This is a genomic window from Pantoea allii (assembly GCF_002307475.1).
Classification (GTDB): domain Bacteria; phylum Pseudomonadota; class Gammaproteobacteria; order Enterobacterales; family Enterobacteriaceae; genus Pantoea; species Pantoea allii.
Genome location: NZ_NTMH01000020.1, coordinates 72,565 through 92,069, shown reverse-complemented (window position 1 = coordinate 92,069; position 19,505 = coordinate 72,565). Strand labels below are relative to the sequence as shown.

Below are 19,505 nucleotides of genomic sequence, written 5' to 3'. Positions count from 1 at the left end.
TGTCCCGTCCTGAATAGCGTTGACACATTTTCCACTGGTTTTGAGGAGAATGTGATGAAACAGTATGTTAAACGCACTCAGCGGGATTACTCTCTGTCTTTTAAGCTGGCAGTCGTGGAGCAGGTTGAAAAAGGCGAGATGACTTACCGCCAGGCTCAGGAACGCTACGGCATCCAGGGATGTTCCACCGTGCTCATGTGGTTACGTAAATACGGTCATCTGGACTGGCAGTCATCCCGGCAGCGCACCACCCGTGGAGGAAACATGACAAAATCTCTCCCCCTCACACCTGAACAGCGAATCAAAGAGCTTGAGCAGCAACTGGCTGAATCCGAAGTTAAAGCGCAGTTTTTTGAAGCTGTCGTGAAGGTGATGAACACCGAATTCGGTGCCACACTCACAAAGAAGCAGTTAGCGTCCTTATCGCGAAAGCACAGACACAATCCCTGAAACTGACTGTCGTCAGGGTCTGCCGGTATTTAAAGATAAGCCGTCAGGCCTGGTATCAGGGATGCCGGCGTGAAATGCGCAGGGCTGAAAAGGCACACCGCATTACTGAAGAAGTCAGACTTATCAGGTTACAGCAGCCCCGCCTGGGTACCCGGAAACTGCAGCATATTCTTAACGAGCGGGAAGATGCCGCATTGCATATCGGGCGGGACAGTCTGTTCGCTGTGCTGCGGGAAGCCCGGTTACTGGTTCATCCGGCAAGGGCTTATCATAAAACAACGAACAGCCGTCATCATTTTTACAGACATCCGAATCTGCTGAAAGCGGGGCCGGAGCAGACGGTAATCTCCGGTCCGGAGCAGGTATGGGTTGCCGACATCACCTGGCTTCCGGTAAGAACAGGTATGGCCTACATCAGTCTGGTAACGGACGCTTTCTCACGAAAAATCGTGGGGTATCATGTTCATGAAAGTCTGCATACGGAACACGTTATTAAGGCGCTGCAAATGGCACTGAGGGAGCGGCAGGGAAAGGGCCGCCTGATCCACCACTCAGATCGCGGACTTCAGTACTGTTCGGCAATGTATCAGTCAGTGCATAAAAAACACGGTCTTGTCTGTTCAATGACGGACGGCTACGACTGCTATCAGAATGCGCTGGCAGAAAGGGTTAACGGCATACTGAAAAATGAATTACTGATTACGCGTCCGGCAGACGTGGTGCAGGCAGGCAGGATGGTCAGTGAGTCAGTCAGGATCTATAACAGCCAGCGTCCTCATCTGTCATTAAAATACAAAACGCCTGATGAGGTACATCAGGCGTTTTAAAAGATAAAAAAAGTGTCAACCTATGCCAGGACTAGTCAGTTTACTTCAGATATTCGCCGCTACGCAGCGCTTCGATACGTTTGTCTAACGGCGGATGCGACATAAAGAGTTCGCTAAATGACTTTCCTTTGCCGTTGATACAAAACGCCATCATGCTGCTGGGTTCCTGCGGCTCATAGCTGGTTTTCAGACGCTGCAAAGCCGCAATCATCTTCTCGCGCCCAACCAGTTTGGCCGAACCGGCATCGGCATGGAATTCACGATGGCGTGAAAACCACATGGTAATAATGCTGGCAAGGATACCAAACACCAGCTCAAGCACCATGGAAACGGCAAAGTACACCAGCGGATTACCGTTGCTGCTTTCTTCACCATCACGGTTGCCGGACATAAAACCGGCCGCAATCTGTGCCAGGATGCGCGACACAAAGATAACAAAGGTGTTCACCACACCCTGAATCAGCGTCATGGTAATCATGTCGCCGTTCGCAATGTGCGCAACTTCATGCGCCAGCACGGCCTCCGCCTCATCCCGGCTCATGTTTTGCAGCAGGCCGGTAGAAACGGCGACGAGGGAAGCATTACGTCGCGCACCGGTTGCAAACGCATTGATATCCGGCGCGTGGTAAATAGCGACCTGTGGCATCGCGATGCCCACTTGCTGTGCCTGGCGGCCAATGGTCTCAAGTAACCAGCGCTCGGTTTCATTGCGTGGTTGTTCAATCACTTCACCACCGACCGAACGGAGCGCCATCCACTTCGACATCAGCAGTGAGACAAACGCACCGCCGAAGCCAAACAGACCTGCCATTATCATCAGGCCCTGAACACTGCTTGACTGAATTCCTGTCAGGCTGAGAATCAGCCCGAATACCAACATCACAGCCAGGTTGGTCAGCAGGAAAAGAGCAATACGCATCATAACGGTTAATCTTCCTCAGTAGTTCATGCGCTCATGCGCGGATACATATCCTATGAGCATTACGCGGGTTTTCAAGCGACCTTAACGTTTAAGTGCCTAAAAAGACATAACTTTACAATATGACACAACCTTCCGCGTAACCTGCCGAAAACCGCCCGGAAGAACACATTAACTTCGCTAATCACTGCCAAATTAATGATAAAAAAAAGCACCGCGCTGAGCGGTGCTTTTCGTCAATCTTATGCCGTTAGTTGGTCTTTGCCGCGGGAGCGTCGGGTAATGACTTCTCCAGTTGCGCCAGATCATTGGCAATTTTGACCGTTTCATCCAGATAAGGATCGGGCTCTTTATAGTCCTTCGGTAAATCATCCAGGCTTTTCAGCGGCTTTTTACCTTCAGCCTGATAGCGCGCATTAATCCGTTCCAGACGCAGTGCATCTTCTTCGTGATTCTCTTTCTCACGCTGGGCAAGATTGAGTGACACGATATTGCGTTTGTCTTTCATGGCATTAAAGCGAGCGATGTCCTTCATGATGTACTGGAACTCGCGATCTTTAGCGATACGTTCGTCGTGTTCTTTGGTCAGCTGCGGTGCCAGCGCTTTGACATCACCGGTCCTGGTGTACGTGGCGGCCGTAATGCTGTCCCACGGTAACGCGTTATCTTCAAACTTCTCGCCCGTTTCTGCCGCTTCTACGCCGGTCGGCATCAGCAGGTCAGGCGTAACGCCTTTGCGCTGAGTACTGCCACCGTTGATGCGATAGAACTTCTGAATCGTGTACTGCACCGAACCCAGTGCCGGCCATTCCGGGCGCAGCATCTGATCGTAAATCCGGTTCAGAGAACGATACTGCTGAACGGTACCTTTACCAAACGTCGGCTCGCCAACAATCAGCGCACGTCCATAATCCTGCATGGCAGCCGCGAAGATTTCTGATGCTGAAGCACTGAAGCGATCAACCAGCACCACCAGCGGGCCTTTATAGTAAACAATGCCGTCGTTGTCGCTGTCCTGGCGCACGTGGCCGTTGTTATCACGCACCTGCACAACCGGGCCGCTGGGTATAAACAGGCCGGAAAGCGAAACCGCTTCGGTCAGCGCACCGCCGCCGTTGGTACGCAGGTCAATAACAATGCTGTCCACATTCTGCTTCTGCAGTTTCTGCAGCTGGACCTTAACGTCATCGGTCAGGCCAACATAGAAGCCCGGAATGTCCAGCACGCCGACTTTCTGTTTACCGACGTTATGAACGCTCATTTTAACGGCGCGATCTTCCAGACGGATTTTCTCACGCGTTAACGTCACAATGCGGGTCTTGGTGCCTTTGCCTGCAGGCAGAACCTCAAGGCGAACCTTGCTGCCTTTCGGCCCTTTAATTTTGGCGACCACATCATCCAGACGCCAGCCGATCACGTCTTCCATTGGCTTGCCCGGCTCACCGACGCCGACAATCCGGTCGCCAACGGTAATGGCTTTGCTTTTCGCCGCCGGACCGCCTGCCACCATCGAGTTGATAACGGTATAGTCATCATCCATCTGCAACACGGCACCAATACCTTCGAGCGACAAACTCATTTCAGTATTGAACTGCTCGGTATTACGCGGCGAGAGATAGTTGGTGTGCGGATCGATTTCGTGTGCAAACGAATTCATGGCCAGCTGGAACACATCTTCACTGTTGCTCTGCGCCAGACGGCGTATCGCAAAGTTATAACGTTTGGTCAGCACTTCACGAATTTCTTTTTCGTCTTTCCCGGCGAGTTTAAGGCTCAGCTCATCGTATTTGACCTTGGCGTCCCACAGCGCATTTAACTCGCTCTGATCTTTCGGCCACGGAGCTTTAGCACGGTCAATATCGATCGTGTCATTGCCGGAAAAGTTCATCGGGCGAGCCAGCACCGTGAGCGCATACTGATAGCGCTCAAAGCGGCGTTTCTGCGCCAGATTATAAAGATCGTAGAAAATATCCAGTTTACCGCTACGCAGCTCATCACCCAGTTGGGCTTTCTTGCTGGCAAACTGCGCGACATCCGACGCCAACAATACGTTGTGGCTGTAGTCGAGCATATTCAGGTAGCGATCAAAAATCTTAGCGGAAAACGTACCGTCAAGATCGAACTGGCGGTAGTGAGAACGGGTAAACCGCGAGGTCACACGCTCGCTCACCGTCGGATCCTGCGGGTCCTCGTGCAATTGAGGAATTTGATCGGCACGCGTGATGTTCTCGGCCGCAAAGGAAGGGCCTGACAACAGCAGGCCCGCGATCAATCCAACTTTTAAAAGGGTGTTCATGCCGGGGTCAGCCTCCGTTTCAGAACTGCAAATGTTCTGCGCGCACAATCATTGCCATGCCGGAAGCGAGCTGCACCCGGACGCCGTCTTTTGATACTTCCAGAACGGTCGCGTCCATCGCACTTTTGCCTGCTTTAACTTTAATACTCTGGCCGGGTTGCAAAGTTGAGGTATCAGTGATGGGTTTAGTCTGCTGCTCCGGGCGTGGTGCCGGTTTGCGATTCTGTGATGCAGTAGGACGCTCAGCGGACTGTGGACGCGGCTTACGCGCGGCCTCGCCTTCTGCCGGTTTACGCGGAGCAGGTTTACGTGGGCGACGTGGTGCAGATGCACCTTCTTCGCCTTCACCGGCTTCACGACGCGCGGCTCGCTGCTGGTCGCGTTGTGCCTGAACACGCGCTTTCGCATCTTCAAGCTGCTTGCGGGCATGCTCCACGTGCTGCTCATCGAGCACACCACATGGGTTTCCATCGAGATCCACGCGGGTTGCGCCCGCTTTGATACCGTAGAGATAACGCCAGCTGGAGGTATAAAGGCGCAGGGCCGAACGCAACTGCGTTTTGCTCAGGTTCATTTCGCCCTGAACGCGCTCTACCAGATCCTGAAAGATACCGATTTTGAGCGGACGCGCTTCACCTTCAGCGCTAAAGCAGTGCGGAAAGCGCTCCGCCAGAAAGCTAATGACTTCTTTACTGCTATTCAACTTAGGTTGATTTTCCATGAAATTTCCTGATTACTACGGGTTTGCCGACCAGAGCAGGCATGAACAGGCGACATTATAATGACAACATCGCCAAATGCCATGCAATCCAGTCGATTAGCTGCGCGTCAGTTGCAAATATTTTTCTAAGTCACTGTTCGCGAGCACGTCGCAAAGCCCGTTAGTCAAGGCGACCAGCCCTTTTTCATCTTCACTATCAAAGCGATTGTATTCCACGCTGTCGATGTCCAGAACGCCGACAACCTGACCGTTTATTTTCAGAGGAATCACAATTTCTGCATTACTGGCCGCATCGCAGGCGATGTGTCCGGGGAAAGCATGGACATCATCAACACGCTGAACCTGTTCCTGCGCCAGTGCCGTACCACAAACTCCTTTACCCACCGGAATGCGGACGCAGGCAATCTTACCCTGGAACGGGCCAAGTACCAGCGTGTCCGCTTCCGTCAGCAGGTAGAAGCCTGCCCAGTTCACGCCTTCAAGACGTTCATACAACAGCGCGCTAAAATTACCCATCGCGGCGAGGAACGCCGTTTCTCCCGCCAGTAAGGCGCGCATATCGCGATCTAAATCGGCGTAAAAGGCAGTTTTGTTCATTATTCAACCGTTACTAGTGACATCCGAGCGGCTAACCACTCCGCTTGTTAAAAATAAGCACTAAAAATCCATAGCCATAAGGTGAATCATAGCGTTAGTTACTATAACCTTAACATTCTGTGGATCGAAGCGTGATACCCAAGACAGGTACCCAGGCGATGTCTTACTGACCCTTTGCGTTAATGACAATAAGCGAAACTTGCACTTAATGATGAAAATTCACGCTATCAGCCAGACATTGCCTCACGCACGTTATCAGCGTTGTCCGCAATGCGATACCCTTTTTTCCTTACCAGATGTGAAATCGCATCAGTCAGCGCACTGCCCCCGCTGCAACGCGCAGATTGTGAGCGGCCGTGACTGGTCAATGACGCGTTTACTGGCGATGGCGGCCACCATGCTGGTGCTGATGCCTTTTGCTTTTAGCATGCCGCTCATCGACATTCGCCTCCTGGGCATGCGCATTAATGCCAGCGTGCTGGAAGGCATCGTGCAGATGACGCTGCAGGGCAATGTTCTGACGGCCTCGATGGTGGCGTTCTGTACTATCGGTGCGCCGGTCACCCTGGTGGCGGGCCTCGGCTACCTGGCGCTGGGTCAGCGTTTAGGCATGAACCTCCGTCCGGTGTTGTTGATGCTGGATAAGCTTAAAGAATGGGTCATGCTGGATATTTTTTTGATTGGCATCGCCGTGGCCTCAATCAAAGTGCAGGATTATGCCGATCTTGAACTGGGCTATGGGCTGGTGGCCTATGTGGCGTTAACCGTGCTGAGCGTGATAACCCTGATCCATCTGAACATGGAGCAACTCTGGGAACATTTTTACCCACAACAGCCTCAGGTGACGCGCCGGGACGATTTGCAGGTCTGCCTCAACTGCCACTATACCGACATTCCTGATGCGCGCGGGCGCTGTCCGCGCTGTCATACGCCGCTCGACTTTCGGCGTCGCCACAGCTTACAAAAATCCTGGGCCGCACTGATCGCTTCTATCGTGCTGTTGATTCCGGCCAATCTGCTGCCGATTTCTGTGGTGTATCTGAATGGTTCGCGCCGGGAGGACACGATTTTCTCCGGTATCCTTTCGCTGGCCTCCGGTAACGTCCCCGTGGCCGCCGTGGTATTTATCGCCAGTATTTTAGTCCCGTTTACCAAAGTGCTGGTGATGCTGGCGCTGCTGATCAGTATCCATTTCCGCTGCGAGCAAGGCATGAAAACCCGCATTCGTCTGTTGCGTTTTGTTACCTGGGTTGGACGCTGGTCTATGCTGGATCTGTTTGTCATTTCACTAACCATGTCGTTGGTCAACCGTGATCAACTGCTGGCTTTTACCATGGGACCAGCCGCGTTTTACTTTGGCGCTGCTGTTGTCCTGACCATTATGGCCGTTGAGTGGCTGGATAGCCGCCTGCTCTGGGATGCACATGCAACAGGAAACGCCGACTACACCGACTAATGCTACGCTGCGCAATAAGCGTAAGATTTCGCCTTTTTGGCTTCTGCCCATTATCGCAATGCTGATTGCGGGCTGGTTGCTCTGGACAAGCTTTCAGGAGCGCGGCACCACCATTTCTATCAATTTCCAGACGGCCGATGGCATCGTGCCTGGGCGGACGCCTATTCGCTATCAGGGCGTGGAAGTCGGTACGGTGCAGGGCATCAATCTGAGCGATGACTACAGCAAGATTCAGATCAAAGCCAGCATCAAAAGCGATATGCGCGATGCGCTGCGTGAAAATACGCAGTTCTGGCTGGTCACGCCGAAAGCCTCGCTGGCGGGTGTGTCCGGTCTTGACGCGCTGGTTGGCGGTAACTACATCGGCATGATGCCAGGTGATGGTAAAGAAAGTGACACCTTCACCGCACTGGATACCCAGCCCAAATACCGCGTGAACACCGGTGAACTGATGATTCACCTGCATTCACCTGACCTCGGCTCGCTGAATACCGGCTCGCTGGTGTATTACCGTAAAATCCCGGTAGGTCGGGTTTATGATTACAGCATCAACGGTCAAAATAACGGCGTTTCGATTGACGTCCTTATTGAACGTCGCTTCGTGAACCTGGTGAAAACCAACAGCCGCTTCTGGAATGTGTCGGGGATGAACGCTGACGTCAGCCTGAGCGGTGCCAAAGTCCAGCTTGAAAGCCTGGCGGCACTGGTCAACGGCGCTATCGCCTTCGACTCCCCTGACGGCGCTGAAGCCGCGAAAACCGATCAGAACTACCAGCTGTATCCCGATCTGGCACACAGCCAGCGCGGCGTGCTGATATCACTTGATCTTCCCAGCGGGGATAACCTCTCGGCAAACCGGACGCCGCTGATGTACCAGGGCTTAGAAGTGGGCACCCTGACCAAGCTGAATTTGCAGGATGGCGGTAAAGTGACGGGCGAGATGACGATCGATCCGTCGGTCGTGGGCCTGATGCGCGCAGGCACCCGCATTGAGATGCGCAGTCCTAAACTCAGCCTTACCGATACCAGCCTGAGCAGCTTACTCACCGGTAACACCTTTGAACTGGTGCCGGGCGACGGTGCGCCGCAGCAGCATTTCACGGTGGTCGCGCCCAACAAGACGTTACTGCAAAAACCCAATGTCCTCACGGTTAAGCTCAGTGCTCCCGAGAGCTATGGCATTGATGCGGGACAGCCGCTGATGTTGCACGGCCTGAAAATTGGCCAGGTAATTTCGCGGGATCTGGATGAAAACGGCGTTAACTTTGTGGTCGCAGTCGATCCTGAACAGCGGCAACTGGTCCATGGTGACAGCAAATTCATTGTCAACAGTCGTCTTGACGTGAAGTTTGGTCTGGATGGCATGCAGGTGCTGGGTGCCAGCGCCCGCGAATGGGTTGACGGTGGCATTCGCCTGGAGCCGGGTAAGCAAGGCGCACCCAATACGGCTTATCCGCTGTTTGCCGATGCCGAACGCGCAGAAGAAGGTATTACCGGCGATGGCCCGTCAACCACACTGATGCTGACCGCCAAAAGCTTACCTGACGTGCAGGCTGGCTCCATCGTGCTCTATCGCAAATTCCAGGTGGGTGAAATTACCAATGTCACGCCGCGAGCCGATGCGTTTGATATTGCGGTCCACATCAAACCGGAATACCGCAAGCTGGTCTCTGGCGAAAGTGTGTTCTGGGCGGAAGGCGGCGCACGTGTTCAGCTTAACGGCAGCGGCTTAACCGTGCAGGCGTCACCTTTGAACCGTGCGTTAAAAGGGGCCATCAGCTTTGATAACCTGACGGGCGCGAAAGTTGATAAAGGCGTTAAGCGGGTGCTGTATCCGTCTGAAACTGCGGCCCGTGCGGTCGGCAGCCAGATTACGTTACATACCTATGACGCCAGCAAACTGTCCGCCGGTATGCCAATTCGCTACCTGGGGATTAACGTCGGGCAAATTGAGTCACTGTCGCTGAGCAATGACAACAATCAGGTGGTGGCGAAAGCCGTGCTTTACCCTGAATATGTCCAGAGTTTCGCCCGTGTCGACAGCCGGTTCTCCGTCGTGTCACCAGAGATTTCTGCTGCGGGCGTCAATCATCTGGAAACCATCCTGCAGCCCTACGTTAACGTCGATCCGGGTAAAGGCCGTGGCGCGCGGACGTTTGAGCTGCAGGAAAGCACCATTACCGACTCACGTTACCTCAACGGCCTGAACATCTATGTCGATGCCACCGAGGCGGGTTCCCTGTCACTGGGGACGCCGGTGCTGTTCCGCGGGGTGGAAGTGGGTACGGTGACCGGCACCTCGCTGGGTAATATGGCGGACCGCGTCCAGATCGCCCTGCGCATCAGTAAGAAATACCAACATCTGGTGCGTAATAATTCCGTGTTCTGGCTGGCCTCTGGCTACAACCTGGACTTTGGACTGATTGGTGGTGTGGTGAAAACCGGCACCTTCCAGCAGTTTATTCGCGGTGGTATTCAGTTTGCTACGCCGCCAACGGTGCCGCTGGCTCCGCAGGCGACCGCAGATAAACACTTCCTGTTGCAGGATGAACCGCCTAAAGCGTGGCGGAACTGGGGAACGGCGATTCCGGACCCGAATCAGCCTTAAGACAGACGGGCAGCGCAGGCTGCCCGTTTTCTTTCTGCGTGCTACACTGCCACCTTTGCCTCAAAGAGAACCTATCCGTGTCCGACTCCGCCTCACGCTTCCCTGACGACTTCCTCGACCTGATACGCCAGAGTTTGCCCGATGACACCAGCCTGCAGCAGTTTATGGATATCAGCCTGCAGCCTTTGCGCCGCAGCCTGCGGGTTAACACCTTAAAGATCAGCGTGAGCGACTTTCTGGCACAAACGGCCCACTACGGCTGGCAGTTAACGCCCGTGCCCTGGTGCAAAGAGGGATTCTGGATCACCCGCGAGGATGAAAGCCTGCCATTGGGCAGCGTCGCCGAGCATCTGAGCGGCCTGTTCTATATCCAGGAAGCCAGCTCGATGCTGCCGGTAACGGCATTGTTTGATGCGCACCCCGATGCGATGAGCGTCATGGACATGGCCGCGGCACCCGGCTCAAAGACCACCCAGATTGCCGCCTGTATGCATAACCAGGGCGTCATCCTTGCCAATGAGTTCTCCTCCAGCCGGGTCAAAGTGTTGCACGCCAATATTACCCGTTGCGGCGTCACCCATAGCGCACTCACGCACTTTGATGCCCGCGTCTTTGGACCTGCGCTACCGGAGCAGTTTGATGCGATCTTGCTGGATGCGCCCTGCTCCGGCGAAGGTGTCATGCGTAAAGACGCTGATGCCCTGAAAAACTGGTCGCTTGCCAGTACCCATGATATTGCCGCTACCCAGCGCGATCTGATTGACAGCGCGTTTCATGCCCTGAAGCCAGGCGGTACGCTGGTGTACTCCACCTGTACGCTGAATCAGATTGAGAACCAACAGGTGGTAGCCGGGCTACTTGAGCGCTATCCGAATGCCGTCGAAATTGCCCCCTTGCAGTCATTGTTCGCAGGTGCGGAGCGGGCAGCCACGCCTGAGGGTTTCCTGCACGTTTTTCCTCAGCTGTTTGACAGTGAAGGTTTCTTCGTCGCCCGCTTACGTAAAACGGCGTCCGTCGAGCGTTTGCCCGAACCGACTTATAAAGTCGGTAAGCTGCCGTTTAGCCACCTGAGCCGCAAGCTCGAAAGCGAGATTGTGCAGGCAGCCGCGAAGGTCGCCATTCAATGGGATGACAGTTTGCAGCTCTGGCAGCGTGATAAAGAGATCTGGCTGTTCCCGACCGCGGTTACACCGCTGTTAGGTAAGGTGCGCTTCTCGCGGATTGGCCTGAAGCTGGCAGAGACCTTTGCAAAAGGCTATCGCTGGCAACACGAGGCGGTTATCGCGCTGGCCTCACCGCGCCCTGAGCAGACGTTTGCGTTGAGCACGGCGGAAGCCGAAGAATGGTATCGCGGTCGTGATATCTATCCTGAAAATGCGCCAACCCTCGACGAAATGATAGTGACCTATCAACATCAGCCGCTCGGGCTGGCCAAACGTGTTGGTAGCCGCATTAAAAACAGCTACCCGCGCGAGCTGGTGCGTGATGGCAGGCTGTTCCGCTAAGCGCACGCACGCATGCAATGTGACACTGTCACGTTGGGTGCCCTGTTTTTGACTCAGGATTGCGGTTAAATCGGGCGTGATGTGATGGAAGATGCGTTAAACAGGACAGGATCACGCCGGACGCCGCCGGCGCGTTCAGCCTTTATGCGTTGCGCAGTTTGGCGGGATGCGTCAGCAGTTTAGCCGCAGGCCGGATTGGCCGCCGGACTAATTCCCCGCCACAGTTTGGACACAGCCCTTTAAGATGCTGCTCAGCACAGGGAGCGCAAAAGGTACATTCGAACGAACAGATGCGTGCATCGTAGGATGCGGCAGGCAAGTCGGTATCACAGCGTTCACAGTTAGGGCGCAGTTCTAACATGGCATCCTCCTTGGCGGTAGCGGCTGTCAGCGTGGCAAAAGCCGCACCGCTTGTCGAGGATTTTCATCTTGCCATCAGGATGCCGTATGGATTTTATCAGCGGTTAGCGTGTTCCTGATTTTGCGTATCCTTGCTGCCCCGATCGTCATCGTCCTCTTTATCCTCTTCGTCATCCTCTTTCTCTTCGTCGCTATTCACCATCGCCGCCTGAATCGCCTCATCTTCCAGCACCGGGTTAAGCGCTGCACCTAATGGCGATGTCGCCAGGCTGTCTGGCAAGACCACATGGGGCAGCGGTACTTCGGTGGTCGGCAACGGAAGCGGCGTCTTCATATAGCTCAATGCGGCAATCAGCAGCGTACACAGGGTGAAGAACAGATAAAGCATGTTGCTGCCAAACGGCTGAATTAATGCCCCCACCAGCAAAGGACCGATACTGGCACCGATGCCAAAGGCCATCAATAAACAGGCCGTGAGTGACACGCGCTGCTCGGCAGCCACCTGATCGTTAGCCAGAGCGACCTGTAAAGGATAAAGTGAAAACTGCACCATGCTGGCGACAAACGCGATGCCCAGCACCCAGTTGAAAGAGAGGTTTGGCAATACAACCAGCGGCAAACAGGCCAGCATCAATACGACGGAAATATAGAACAACAGTCGCTGGCGGTCGTAGCGATCAGACAGCCAACTGAGGGGAAACTGTGAAACCAGCCCGGCGAAAATAGTCAGGCTCATGAATATCCCGGTTTGGGCATCGCTGAACCCTTTACTGCTGGCGTAAACCGGTGCCAGACCATAAAAGGCACCGACCACCATACCGGTTAACAAGGTGGTACTGAGCAACTTTGGAATCGTGCGAATAAAATAGCTCAGTTCCATGGGCGCGGGCGACATGGGCCGCACATGGGTGCGCGTTGTCAGGGCGATGGGTACCAGACAGAGCGCAAAACAGAGGGCCACAATCAACAACGTATTGATACCAAACCCGCTTTGCAGCGTCAGCACCACCTGGCCACTACTCAATCCAAGGTAAGTTGCCACCATATAGAAGCCAAAAATCAGGCCGCGCTGTGAAGATTCCGCCTGATCATTGAGCCAGCTTTCCAGCACCATATACTGGCACATCATGCACAGGCCGATAATCAGACGCAGAAAAACCCATAGCGGTATAAAGTCTGTCAGCCCGTGCCCTATCACCGACGCGGTGATAATACCGGCACAGGCCACATACGCACGAATATGGCCGACGCGCGCAATCAGGTTGTGCCCCACTTTTCCGCCGATCACCAGGCCAATGTAATAGGCTGCGATAATCGCACCGATCACCGCCCCGTTAACCTGTTCATGCGCCAGGCGCAGCGACACATAGGTCGTCAGCAACCCCGACCCCAGTAGCATCAGCAACGTAGTGGTGTAAAGCGGCAGAAATGTTCTAAGAATTTTTCGCATACGACTCCCTGTCAACCACGGTAATCGGTGTCCTGTAATCTTTAAAGATAGTTGATTTTGTGACGGTTTAGGTCGGGACTATTCCGACTATGAAAAAAGCCCGTAAACCTCTCGGCTTACGGGCTGCTGACTCAGGCGTTGGGGAAGGTAATGTTGCTTCCCGGTGCCTCGCGATGGAGGTGGATAAAGTTCAGGTGACGTTCATATTGATCGAGGATATCAATAATCACCTGCTCTTTGCTGTAGTCCATCAGGTCATTGCCCTGACTGCCTTCCAGCAGGAAGGTTTCCAGCCGGTAATAGGTGGACTTACCGCTACGCGCCCGGTAGGTAAAACCAGGTACCGAGTATTGCTGCGGCCAGACCTGATAGAGGAAGTCCTGCTCGTCGCCCAGCTGAACGCGCAAATCCAGATAACCCAGCGGATGCTCGTCGTCAGCCGCCACCTTATCCAGCGAGACCCTGGCGCCACGCAGCTCCAGCTCTTTTGCCACTTCCTGCATGGCAGGGAAGATGGTCTCTTCCATCATCTTCAGCGTGTAACGCGAGCCGGGGTAGTTCATCAGCCGCGACAGGCGTTTTTTCCAGGTCAGACGATCGGTCGCATGTGCCAGGTAAGGCGCAGTATCGCGTGTCGCACTGGCACGACGGTAGTCCTCAACCTTGAGTGACTTATACAATCCCGCCATCACAAAGAAGATCACGAAGCTAAACGGCAGCCCCATAATCACTGTGGCATTTTGCAACGCGGTGATGCCGTTGGTCATCAACATACTCAACGTCAGCACACCAATCGCCACCGACCAGAAGATACGCAGCCAGTTGGGCGCATCGCTGTTGATGTCTTTCAGTTTTGAGGTGAAGTTACCTAACACCAGCGAACCGGAATCCGCCGAGGTGACGTAGAACAGCATACCGGTAATGGTTGCCACCGATGCGCTCAGCTTAAATGCCGGATACTGGGCCAGCAGGCTATAGAAACCGCGCTCTGCGTGCGTCATCACTTCCTGGGCAAAGCCCGCGTCGCCATGAATAATTTCATACAGGGCGGCGTTACCGAATACAGACAGCCAAAGCAGCGTAAAGGTAAAAGGAATCACCAGCGTGCCAAGAACGAACTCACGGATGGTACGACCGCGTGATATACGCGCCAGGAACAGGCCAACGAATGGCGACCAGGCAACCCACCAGGCCCAGAAAAACAGCGTCCAGCTGTTCATCCACTGCGTTGGCCGATCAAAAGCAAAGGTATTCAGCGTCATGCCCATAAAGCGGTTGATATAGTCGCCCACATTAAGGACCAGCGCATTAAGCAGGAAGCTGGTATCACCGGCAAACAGGACAAACAGAATCAGGCCAAGTGCCAGTGCCACATTCAGCTCGGACAGAATACGGATACCTTTGTCCACGCCAGAGGTGACAGAGATGGTCGCGATAACCACCGACAGAATGATCAGGGCCGTCTGGGCGGTCAGCCCTTCGGGAACATCAAACAACACCTTCAGTCCGTAATTCAGCTGAACAACGCCGATGCCCAGCGTGGTTGCGATACCAAAAATCGTGCCGACAACCGCCGCAATATCCACGGTATGTCCAATCGGGCCGTTAATGCGCTTTCCAAAGATGGGATACAGCGCCGAGCGGATGGTTAACGGCAGATTATAACGGTAGCTAAAATAACCCAGCGCAATCCCCATTAAGGCATACATTGACCAGCCGGTTAAGCCGTAGTGGAACAGCGTCCAGACCATCGCCTGGCGGGCCGCCTCCATGGTCTGCCCTGCACCTTCCGGCGGCTGCATATACTGTGAAACAGGTTCCGCTACCGAAAAGAACATCAGGTCAATACCGATACCGGCGGCGAACAGCATCGCCGACCAACTCAGTACACTGAACTCAGGCTTTGACTGCTCTGGCCCCAGCTTGATCGAGCCGAAGCGCGAACACGCCATATAAACCACAAAGACAATGTACAGCGTTGCCGCCAGCATGTAATACCAGCCAAACGCGGCTGACACCCAGTTAACTGCCTTTAAAATCCAGCCTGCAGCTTCGTTGCTAAACAGAATGGTGATGAGTGAAAACGTCAGAATCAATCCTGCCGATGTGTAAAACACTACAGGATTGATTCTGTCTTTTTCACTAGTTGGTGGACTCGTCATCGTTTACCTCTGGTTGTTGGCTTGTAAATTCTGCAAGAGATCAATCCGGTTAAAAATCCGGCGCCCTGGCGGCATGTGTTTTTTTACGCTTCGTTTCCTGCCGTTACATTCTGGTCAAAACTAGCCAATCTGCCACACTTACCGCTTCACTTACTCAACTTTTAAGACACATCATCCTAACAAGGTTTCTATTTATATTGAACATCCAATCAAAAAAAGTTTAAATAGAGGCTCGGTTTCAGGCTGGAGTGAAAGTCATGCCAAAGGTAGGGATGCAGCCAATACGACGTCGGCAGTTGATTGATGCCACGCTGGGCACCATCAATGAAGTCGGCATTAATGATGCCACCATTGCCCAGATTGCGCGGCGCGCAGGCGTTTCAACGGGCATCATTAGTCATTATTTCAAGGACAAGAATGGCTTGCTGGAAGCCACCATGCGCGATGTCACCCGACAACTGCGTGAAGCGGTCGCGCATCGGCTGGCTCCACTGGCGCAGGCTTCGGCAGAAGTCCGGCTGCGCGCTATCGTCGACGGCAATTTTGACGAAAGTCAGGTGGAACGCGCGGTAATGAAAGCCTGGCTTGATTTCTGGTCAAGCAGCATGCATCAGCCTCAGCTTCGACGGCTGGAACGGGTCAGCCACCGGCGCTTGTTTTCAGCGCTGGCAGTGGAATTTCGCCGCCAGTTGCCCAAAGAAAAGGCCCGCCTTGCCGCCCACGGGCTGGCCGCCATGATAGATGGCCTGTGGTTACGCGCCGCACTGAGCGGAAAGCCTTTTGATCCGGCTACCGCCCGGACACTGACCACCCAATTCATTCGTCAGCAGTTAGCTGGCGAACACGAGTAACGGAACCAGGAGAAATTATGTCCCGATTCAACGAGCAACAACTCTACATCAATGGTACTTACGTTGCCGCTACCTCTGGTGAAACCTTCCAGAGCATTAACCCGGTTAACGGTGAGGTACTGGCTGATGTTCAGATCGCCGGACGCGAGGATGTCGATCGCGCCGTTGCCGCTGCCCGAAAAGGACAAAAAGTCTGGGCGGCCATGACCGCAATGGAACGTTCACGCATTCTACGTCGTGCGGTTGATATCCTGCGCGAGCGCAATGATGAGCTGGCTGAACTGGAGATGCTTGATACCGGTAAGCCGTTCAGTGAAACCGCAAGCGTTGACATCGTTACCGGTGCCGACGTGCTGGAATATTACGCTGGGCTGATCCCTGCGCTGGAAGGCCAACAAATTCCGTTGCGTGATACCTCATTTGTTTATACCCGCCGCGAACCACTAGGCGTTGTCGCAGGCATCGGTGCCTGGAATTACCCGATTCAGATTGCACTCTGGAAGTCTGCGCCAGCGCTGGCGGCGGGCAACGCCATGATCTTTAAACCCAGCGAAGTTACCCCGCTGACGGCGCTGAAACTGGCTGAAATCTACACAGAAGCCGGCGTGCCAGATGGTGTGTTTAACGTGCTGCCGGGCACCGGCGCGGTCACCGGCCAACTGCTGACCGAACATCCGGGCATTGATAAGGTGTCATTCACCGGCGGTGTGGTCAGTGGCAAGAAAGTCATGGCGAACGCGGCAGGTTCCACGCTGAAAGACGTCACGATGGAGCTGGGCGGTAAGTCTCCGCTGATTATTTTTGATGATGCCGATCTCGACCTGGCAGCCGATATTGCCATGATGGCCAACTTCTACAGTTCTGGCCAGGTGTGCACCAACGGTACGCGGGTGTTTGTGCCTGCCGCGCTGCAGTCTGCCTTTGAGGCCAGGATTCTTGAGCGCGTTGCACGTATTAAAGCAGGCGACCTGCGCGATCCTGACACTAACTTTGGTCCGCTGGTCAGCTTTAGCCACCGTGATAATGTCATGCGCTTTATTGCATCTGGCATTGAAGAAGGCGCACGTCTGCTTTGCGGCGGTAAGCGCTTAACCGGCGAAGGCTTTGATCAGGGTGCCTGGGTTGAACCCACCGTATTCAGCGACTGCCGTGATGAGATGAAGATTGTCCGTGAAGAAATCTTTGGCCCGGTCATGTCGATTCTGAGTTACACCTCTGAAGACGAAGTGGTGCGCCGCGCCAATGACACCGAGTTCGGCCTGGCTGCAGGTCTGGTGACGCAGGATCTGAACCGCGCACACCGGGTGATCCATCAGATTGAAGCCGGCATTTGCTGGATTAACACCTGGGGTGAGTCCGCCGCCGAAATGCCGGTTGGCGGTTACAAGCACTCTGGCGTGGGACGTGAAAACGGCCTGATGACGCTGCAAAGCTACACCCAGGTCAAGGCGGTTCAGGTGGAACTGACGCGTTTTCAGTCTGTATTTTAATCCCCTAACCTGAGGAACGACGAATGGAATTTGATTACATTATCATCGGAGCCGGATCCGCAGGGAATGTTTTGGCTACCCGACTCACCGAAGACAGCAACGTAAATGTCTTACTGCTGGAAGCGGGCGGCCCTGACTACCGTTTTGATTTTCGCACCCAGATGCCTGCAGCCCTGGCTTACCCTTTACAGGGAAAACGCTATAACTGGGCGTACGAAACAGAGCCTGAGCCCTACATGAACAACCGCCGGATGGAATGTGGCCGGGGCAAAGGCCTGGGCGGTTCATCGCTGATCAACGGTATGTGCTATATCCGCGGTAACGCCATGGATCTGGACAACTGGGCTGACATGCCTGGGCTGGAGAACTGGAGCTATCTGGACTGTCTGCCCTACTACCGTAAATCAGAAACGCGCGATACCGGTGCCAACGATTACCATGGCGGTGACGGCCCGGTCAGCGTCACCACGCCGAAGAAAGGCAATAACGTTCTGTTTGAAGCGATGATTCAGGCTGGCGTTCAGGCGGGCTATCCGCGTACCGATGACCTTAACGGTTATCAGCAAGAAGGCTTTGGCCCGATGGATCGGTTTGTGACGCCTGAAGGCCGACGCTCCAGTACCGCTCGCGGCTATTTGGACAGGGCGAAAAGCCGCCCTAACCTGAAAATCACCACACATGCCACGACTGACCGCATTTTGTTTGAAGGTAAGCGCGCGATTGGCGTCGAGTATTTAATCGGTGACAGCAATACGTTGCACACGGCTCACGCACGTCGTGAAGTCCTGCTGTGTGCGGGTGCCATTGCCTCACCACAAATTCTGCAACGCTCCGGCGTCGGTGCCTCAGCGCTACTGAAGCAGTTCGATATTCCCGTGGTACACGACCTGCCAGGCGTCGGTGAAAATCTGCAGGATCACCTTGAGATGTATCTGCAGTACGAGTGTAAAGAACCGGTATCGCTTTATCCGGCCTTGAAATGGTGGAATCAGCCTAAGATTGGTGCGGAGTGGCTGTTTAACGGCACCGGCGTGGGAGCAAGTAACCAGTTTGAAGCGGGCGGCTTTATTCGTAGCCGCGAAGAGTTTAGCTGGCCAAATATTCAGTACCACTTCCTGCCGGTAGCGATTAACTACAATGGCTCGAACGCGGTTGATGCGCATGGTTTCCAGTGCCACGTGGGTTCAATGCGTTCACCGAGTCGCGGTCACGTGCACCTGAAATCACGCGATCCGCGTCGCCATCCGGCTATCCTGTTCAACTATATGTCTCATGAACAGGACTGGCATGAATTCCGCGATGCGATTCGTATCACGCGTGAGATCATTAATCAGCCCGCGCTGGATAAATACCGTGGTCGCGAAATCAGTCCCGGTATTGAATGCCAGACCGATGAACAGCTGGATGAGTTCGTGCGTAACCACGGCGAAACGGCCTACCATCCTTGTGGCACCTGTAAAATGGGCAACGATGAGATGTCGGTCGTTGACAGTGAAGGCCGCGTTCACGGACTGCAGGGGCTACGCGTTGTCGATGCCTCTATCATGCCGCTGATTATCACCGGTAACCTGAATGCGACCACCATCATGATCGGTGAAAAAATTGCCGACAGCATTCGTGGCCTTGAACCACTGCCACGCAGCACGGCAGACTACTATGTTGCAGGGGATGCTCCCGTCCGCACGGCGCCAGAACGCACGGCGTAACGGTTTTCTGTGCCACCACCAAGCCGGACATCTGTCCGGCTTTTTTATTTCTCTGCCAGAACGAAACCGCGCCTCAACCCACGTCATATTCACCTGATATTCGTCAA

General features: G+C 54.2%; 14 protein-coding genes. 7 read left to right on the top strand and 7 right to left on the bottom strand.

The window, feature by feature from the left end; all coding sequences use genetic code 11:
• Positions 1-54 precede the first annotated feature (54 nt).
• Positions 55-1,277, top strand: a protein-coding gene (locus CMR03_RS07135; RefSeq protein ID WP_425270632.1) for an IS3 family transposase whose coding sequence is annotated in 2 segments (ribosomal slippage) — positions 55-399 and positions 402-1,277 — 1,221 coding nt in all. Because the reading frame shifts where the segments join, the coding sequence is not laid out codon by codon here.
• Positions 1,278-1,317: 40 nt separating this feature from the next.
• On the opposite strand, the gene htpX is transcribed toward CMR03_RS07135, so the two are convergent.
• From htpX to CMR03_RS07115, 4 genes are all read right to left on the bottom strand, one after another.
• Positions 1,318-2,199: a protease HtpX gene (htpX, locus tag CMR03_RS07130; RefSeq protein ID WP_063879856.1), complete on the bottom strand. Its 882-nt coding sequence runs from the start codon at positions 2,197-2,199 to the stop codon at positions 1,318-1,320.
• A gap of 247 nt (positions 2,200-2,446) precedes the next feature.
• On the bottom strand, positions 2,447-4,492 hold the full coding sequence (gene prc / locus CMR03_RS07125; RefSeq protein ID WP_063879857.1) for a carboxy terminal-processing peptidase: 2,046 nt from the start codon (positions 4,490-4,492) through the stop codon (positions 2,447-2,449).
• Between the two features lie 19 nt (positions 4,493-4,511).
• The gene (proQ, locus tag CMR03_RS07120; RefSeq protein WP_096011181.1) at positions 4,512-5,213 is read right to left on the bottom strand and encodes an RNA chaperone ProQ; all 702 of its coding nucleotides are present in this window, start codon (positions 5,211-5,213) and stop codon (positions 4,512-4,514) included.
• 96 nt (positions 5,214-5,309) lie between these two features.
• Positions 5,310-5,810, bottom strand: coding sequence for a GAF domain-containing protein (locus CMR03_RS07115; protein ID WP_063879858.1), 501 nt, complete (start codon positions 5,808-5,810; stop codon positions 5,310-5,312).
• Positions 5,811-6,021: 211 nt separating this feature from the next.
• Between CMR03_RS07115 and yebS the strand changes: the two genes are divergently transcribed.
• From yebS to rsmF, 3 genes are all read left to right on the top strand, one after another.
• A complete protein-coding gene (yebS, locus tag CMR03_RS07110) occupies positions 6,022-7,266 on the top strand; it encodes a membrane integrity lipid transport subunit YebS (protein WP_096011183.1) in 1,245 nt (414 codons plus the stop codon).
• Complete coding sequence (locus CMR03_RS07105) at positions 7,235-9,874, top strand: PqiB family protein (protein WP_096011180.1); 2,640 nt, start codon at positions 7,235-7,237, stop codon at positions 9,872-9,874. Before yebS ends, CMR03_RS07105 begins: the two co-directional genes overlap by 32 nt.
• A 77-nt stretch (positions 9,875-9,951) precedes the next feature.
• Complete coding sequence (rsmF, locus tag CMR03_RS07100) at positions 9,952-11,379, top strand: 16S rRNA (cytosine(1407)-C(5))-methyltransferase RsmF (RefSeq protein WP_096011179.1); 1,428 nt, start codon at positions 9,952-9,954, stop codon at positions 11,377-11,379.
• A gap of 142 nt (positions 11,380-11,521) precedes the next feature.
• Here rsmF and CMR03_RS07095 read toward each other — a convergent pair whose 3' ends face one another.
• The 3 genes from CMR03_RS07095 to CMR03_RS07085 all read right to left on the bottom strand — a co-directional run bounded on the left by CMR03_RS07095 (position 11,522) and on the right by CMR03_RS07085 (position 15,351).
• Positions 11,522-11,740, bottom strand: a complete 219-nt coding sequence (locus tag CMR03_RS07095; RefSeq protein WP_063879861.1) for a DUF1272 domain-containing protein — start codon at positions 11,738-11,740, stop codon at positions 11,522-11,524.
• A 96-nt stretch (positions 11,741-11,836) separates the two neighbouring features.
• Positions 11,837-13,189, bottom strand: coding sequence for an MFS transporter (locus CMR03_RS07090; RefSeq protein ID WP_096011178.1), 1,353 nt, complete (start codon positions 13,187-13,189; stop codon positions 11,837-11,839).
• A gap of 131 nt (positions 13,190-13,320) precedes the next feature.
• The gene (locus CMR03_RS07085; protein ID WP_063879863.1) at positions 13,321-15,351 is read right to left on the bottom strand and encodes a choline transporter; all 2,031 of its coding nucleotides are present in this window, start codon (positions 15,349-15,351) and stop codon (positions 13,321-13,323) included.
• 257 nt (positions 15,352-15,608) lie between these two features.
• Here CMR03_RS07085 and betI point away from each other — a divergent pair, with 257 nt between their 5' ends.
• The 3 genes from betI to betA are packed head-to-tail and all read left to right on the top strand — an operon-like array spanning position 15,609 to position 19,398.
• Positions 15,609-16,202: a transcriptional regulator BetI gene (gene betI, locus CMR03_RS07080; protein ID WP_096011177.1), complete on the top strand. Its 594-nt coding sequence runs from the start codon at positions 15,609-15,611 to the stop codon at positions 16,200-16,202.
• Between the two features lie 17 nt (positions 16,203-16,219).
• Complete coding sequence (betB, locus tag CMR03_RS07075) at positions 16,220-17,692, top strand: betaine-aldehyde dehydrogenase (protein ID WP_096011176.1); 1,473 nt, start codon at positions 16,220-16,222, stop codon at positions 17,690-17,692.
• A 23-nt stretch (positions 17,693-17,715) separates the two neighbouring features.
• Complete coding sequence (gene betA / locus CMR03_RS07070; RefSeq protein ID WP_096011175.1) at positions 17,716-19,398, top strand: choline dehydrogenase; 1,683 nt, start codon at positions 17,716-17,718, stop codon at positions 19,396-19,398.
• Positions 19,399-19,505: the final 107 nt, after the last annotated feature.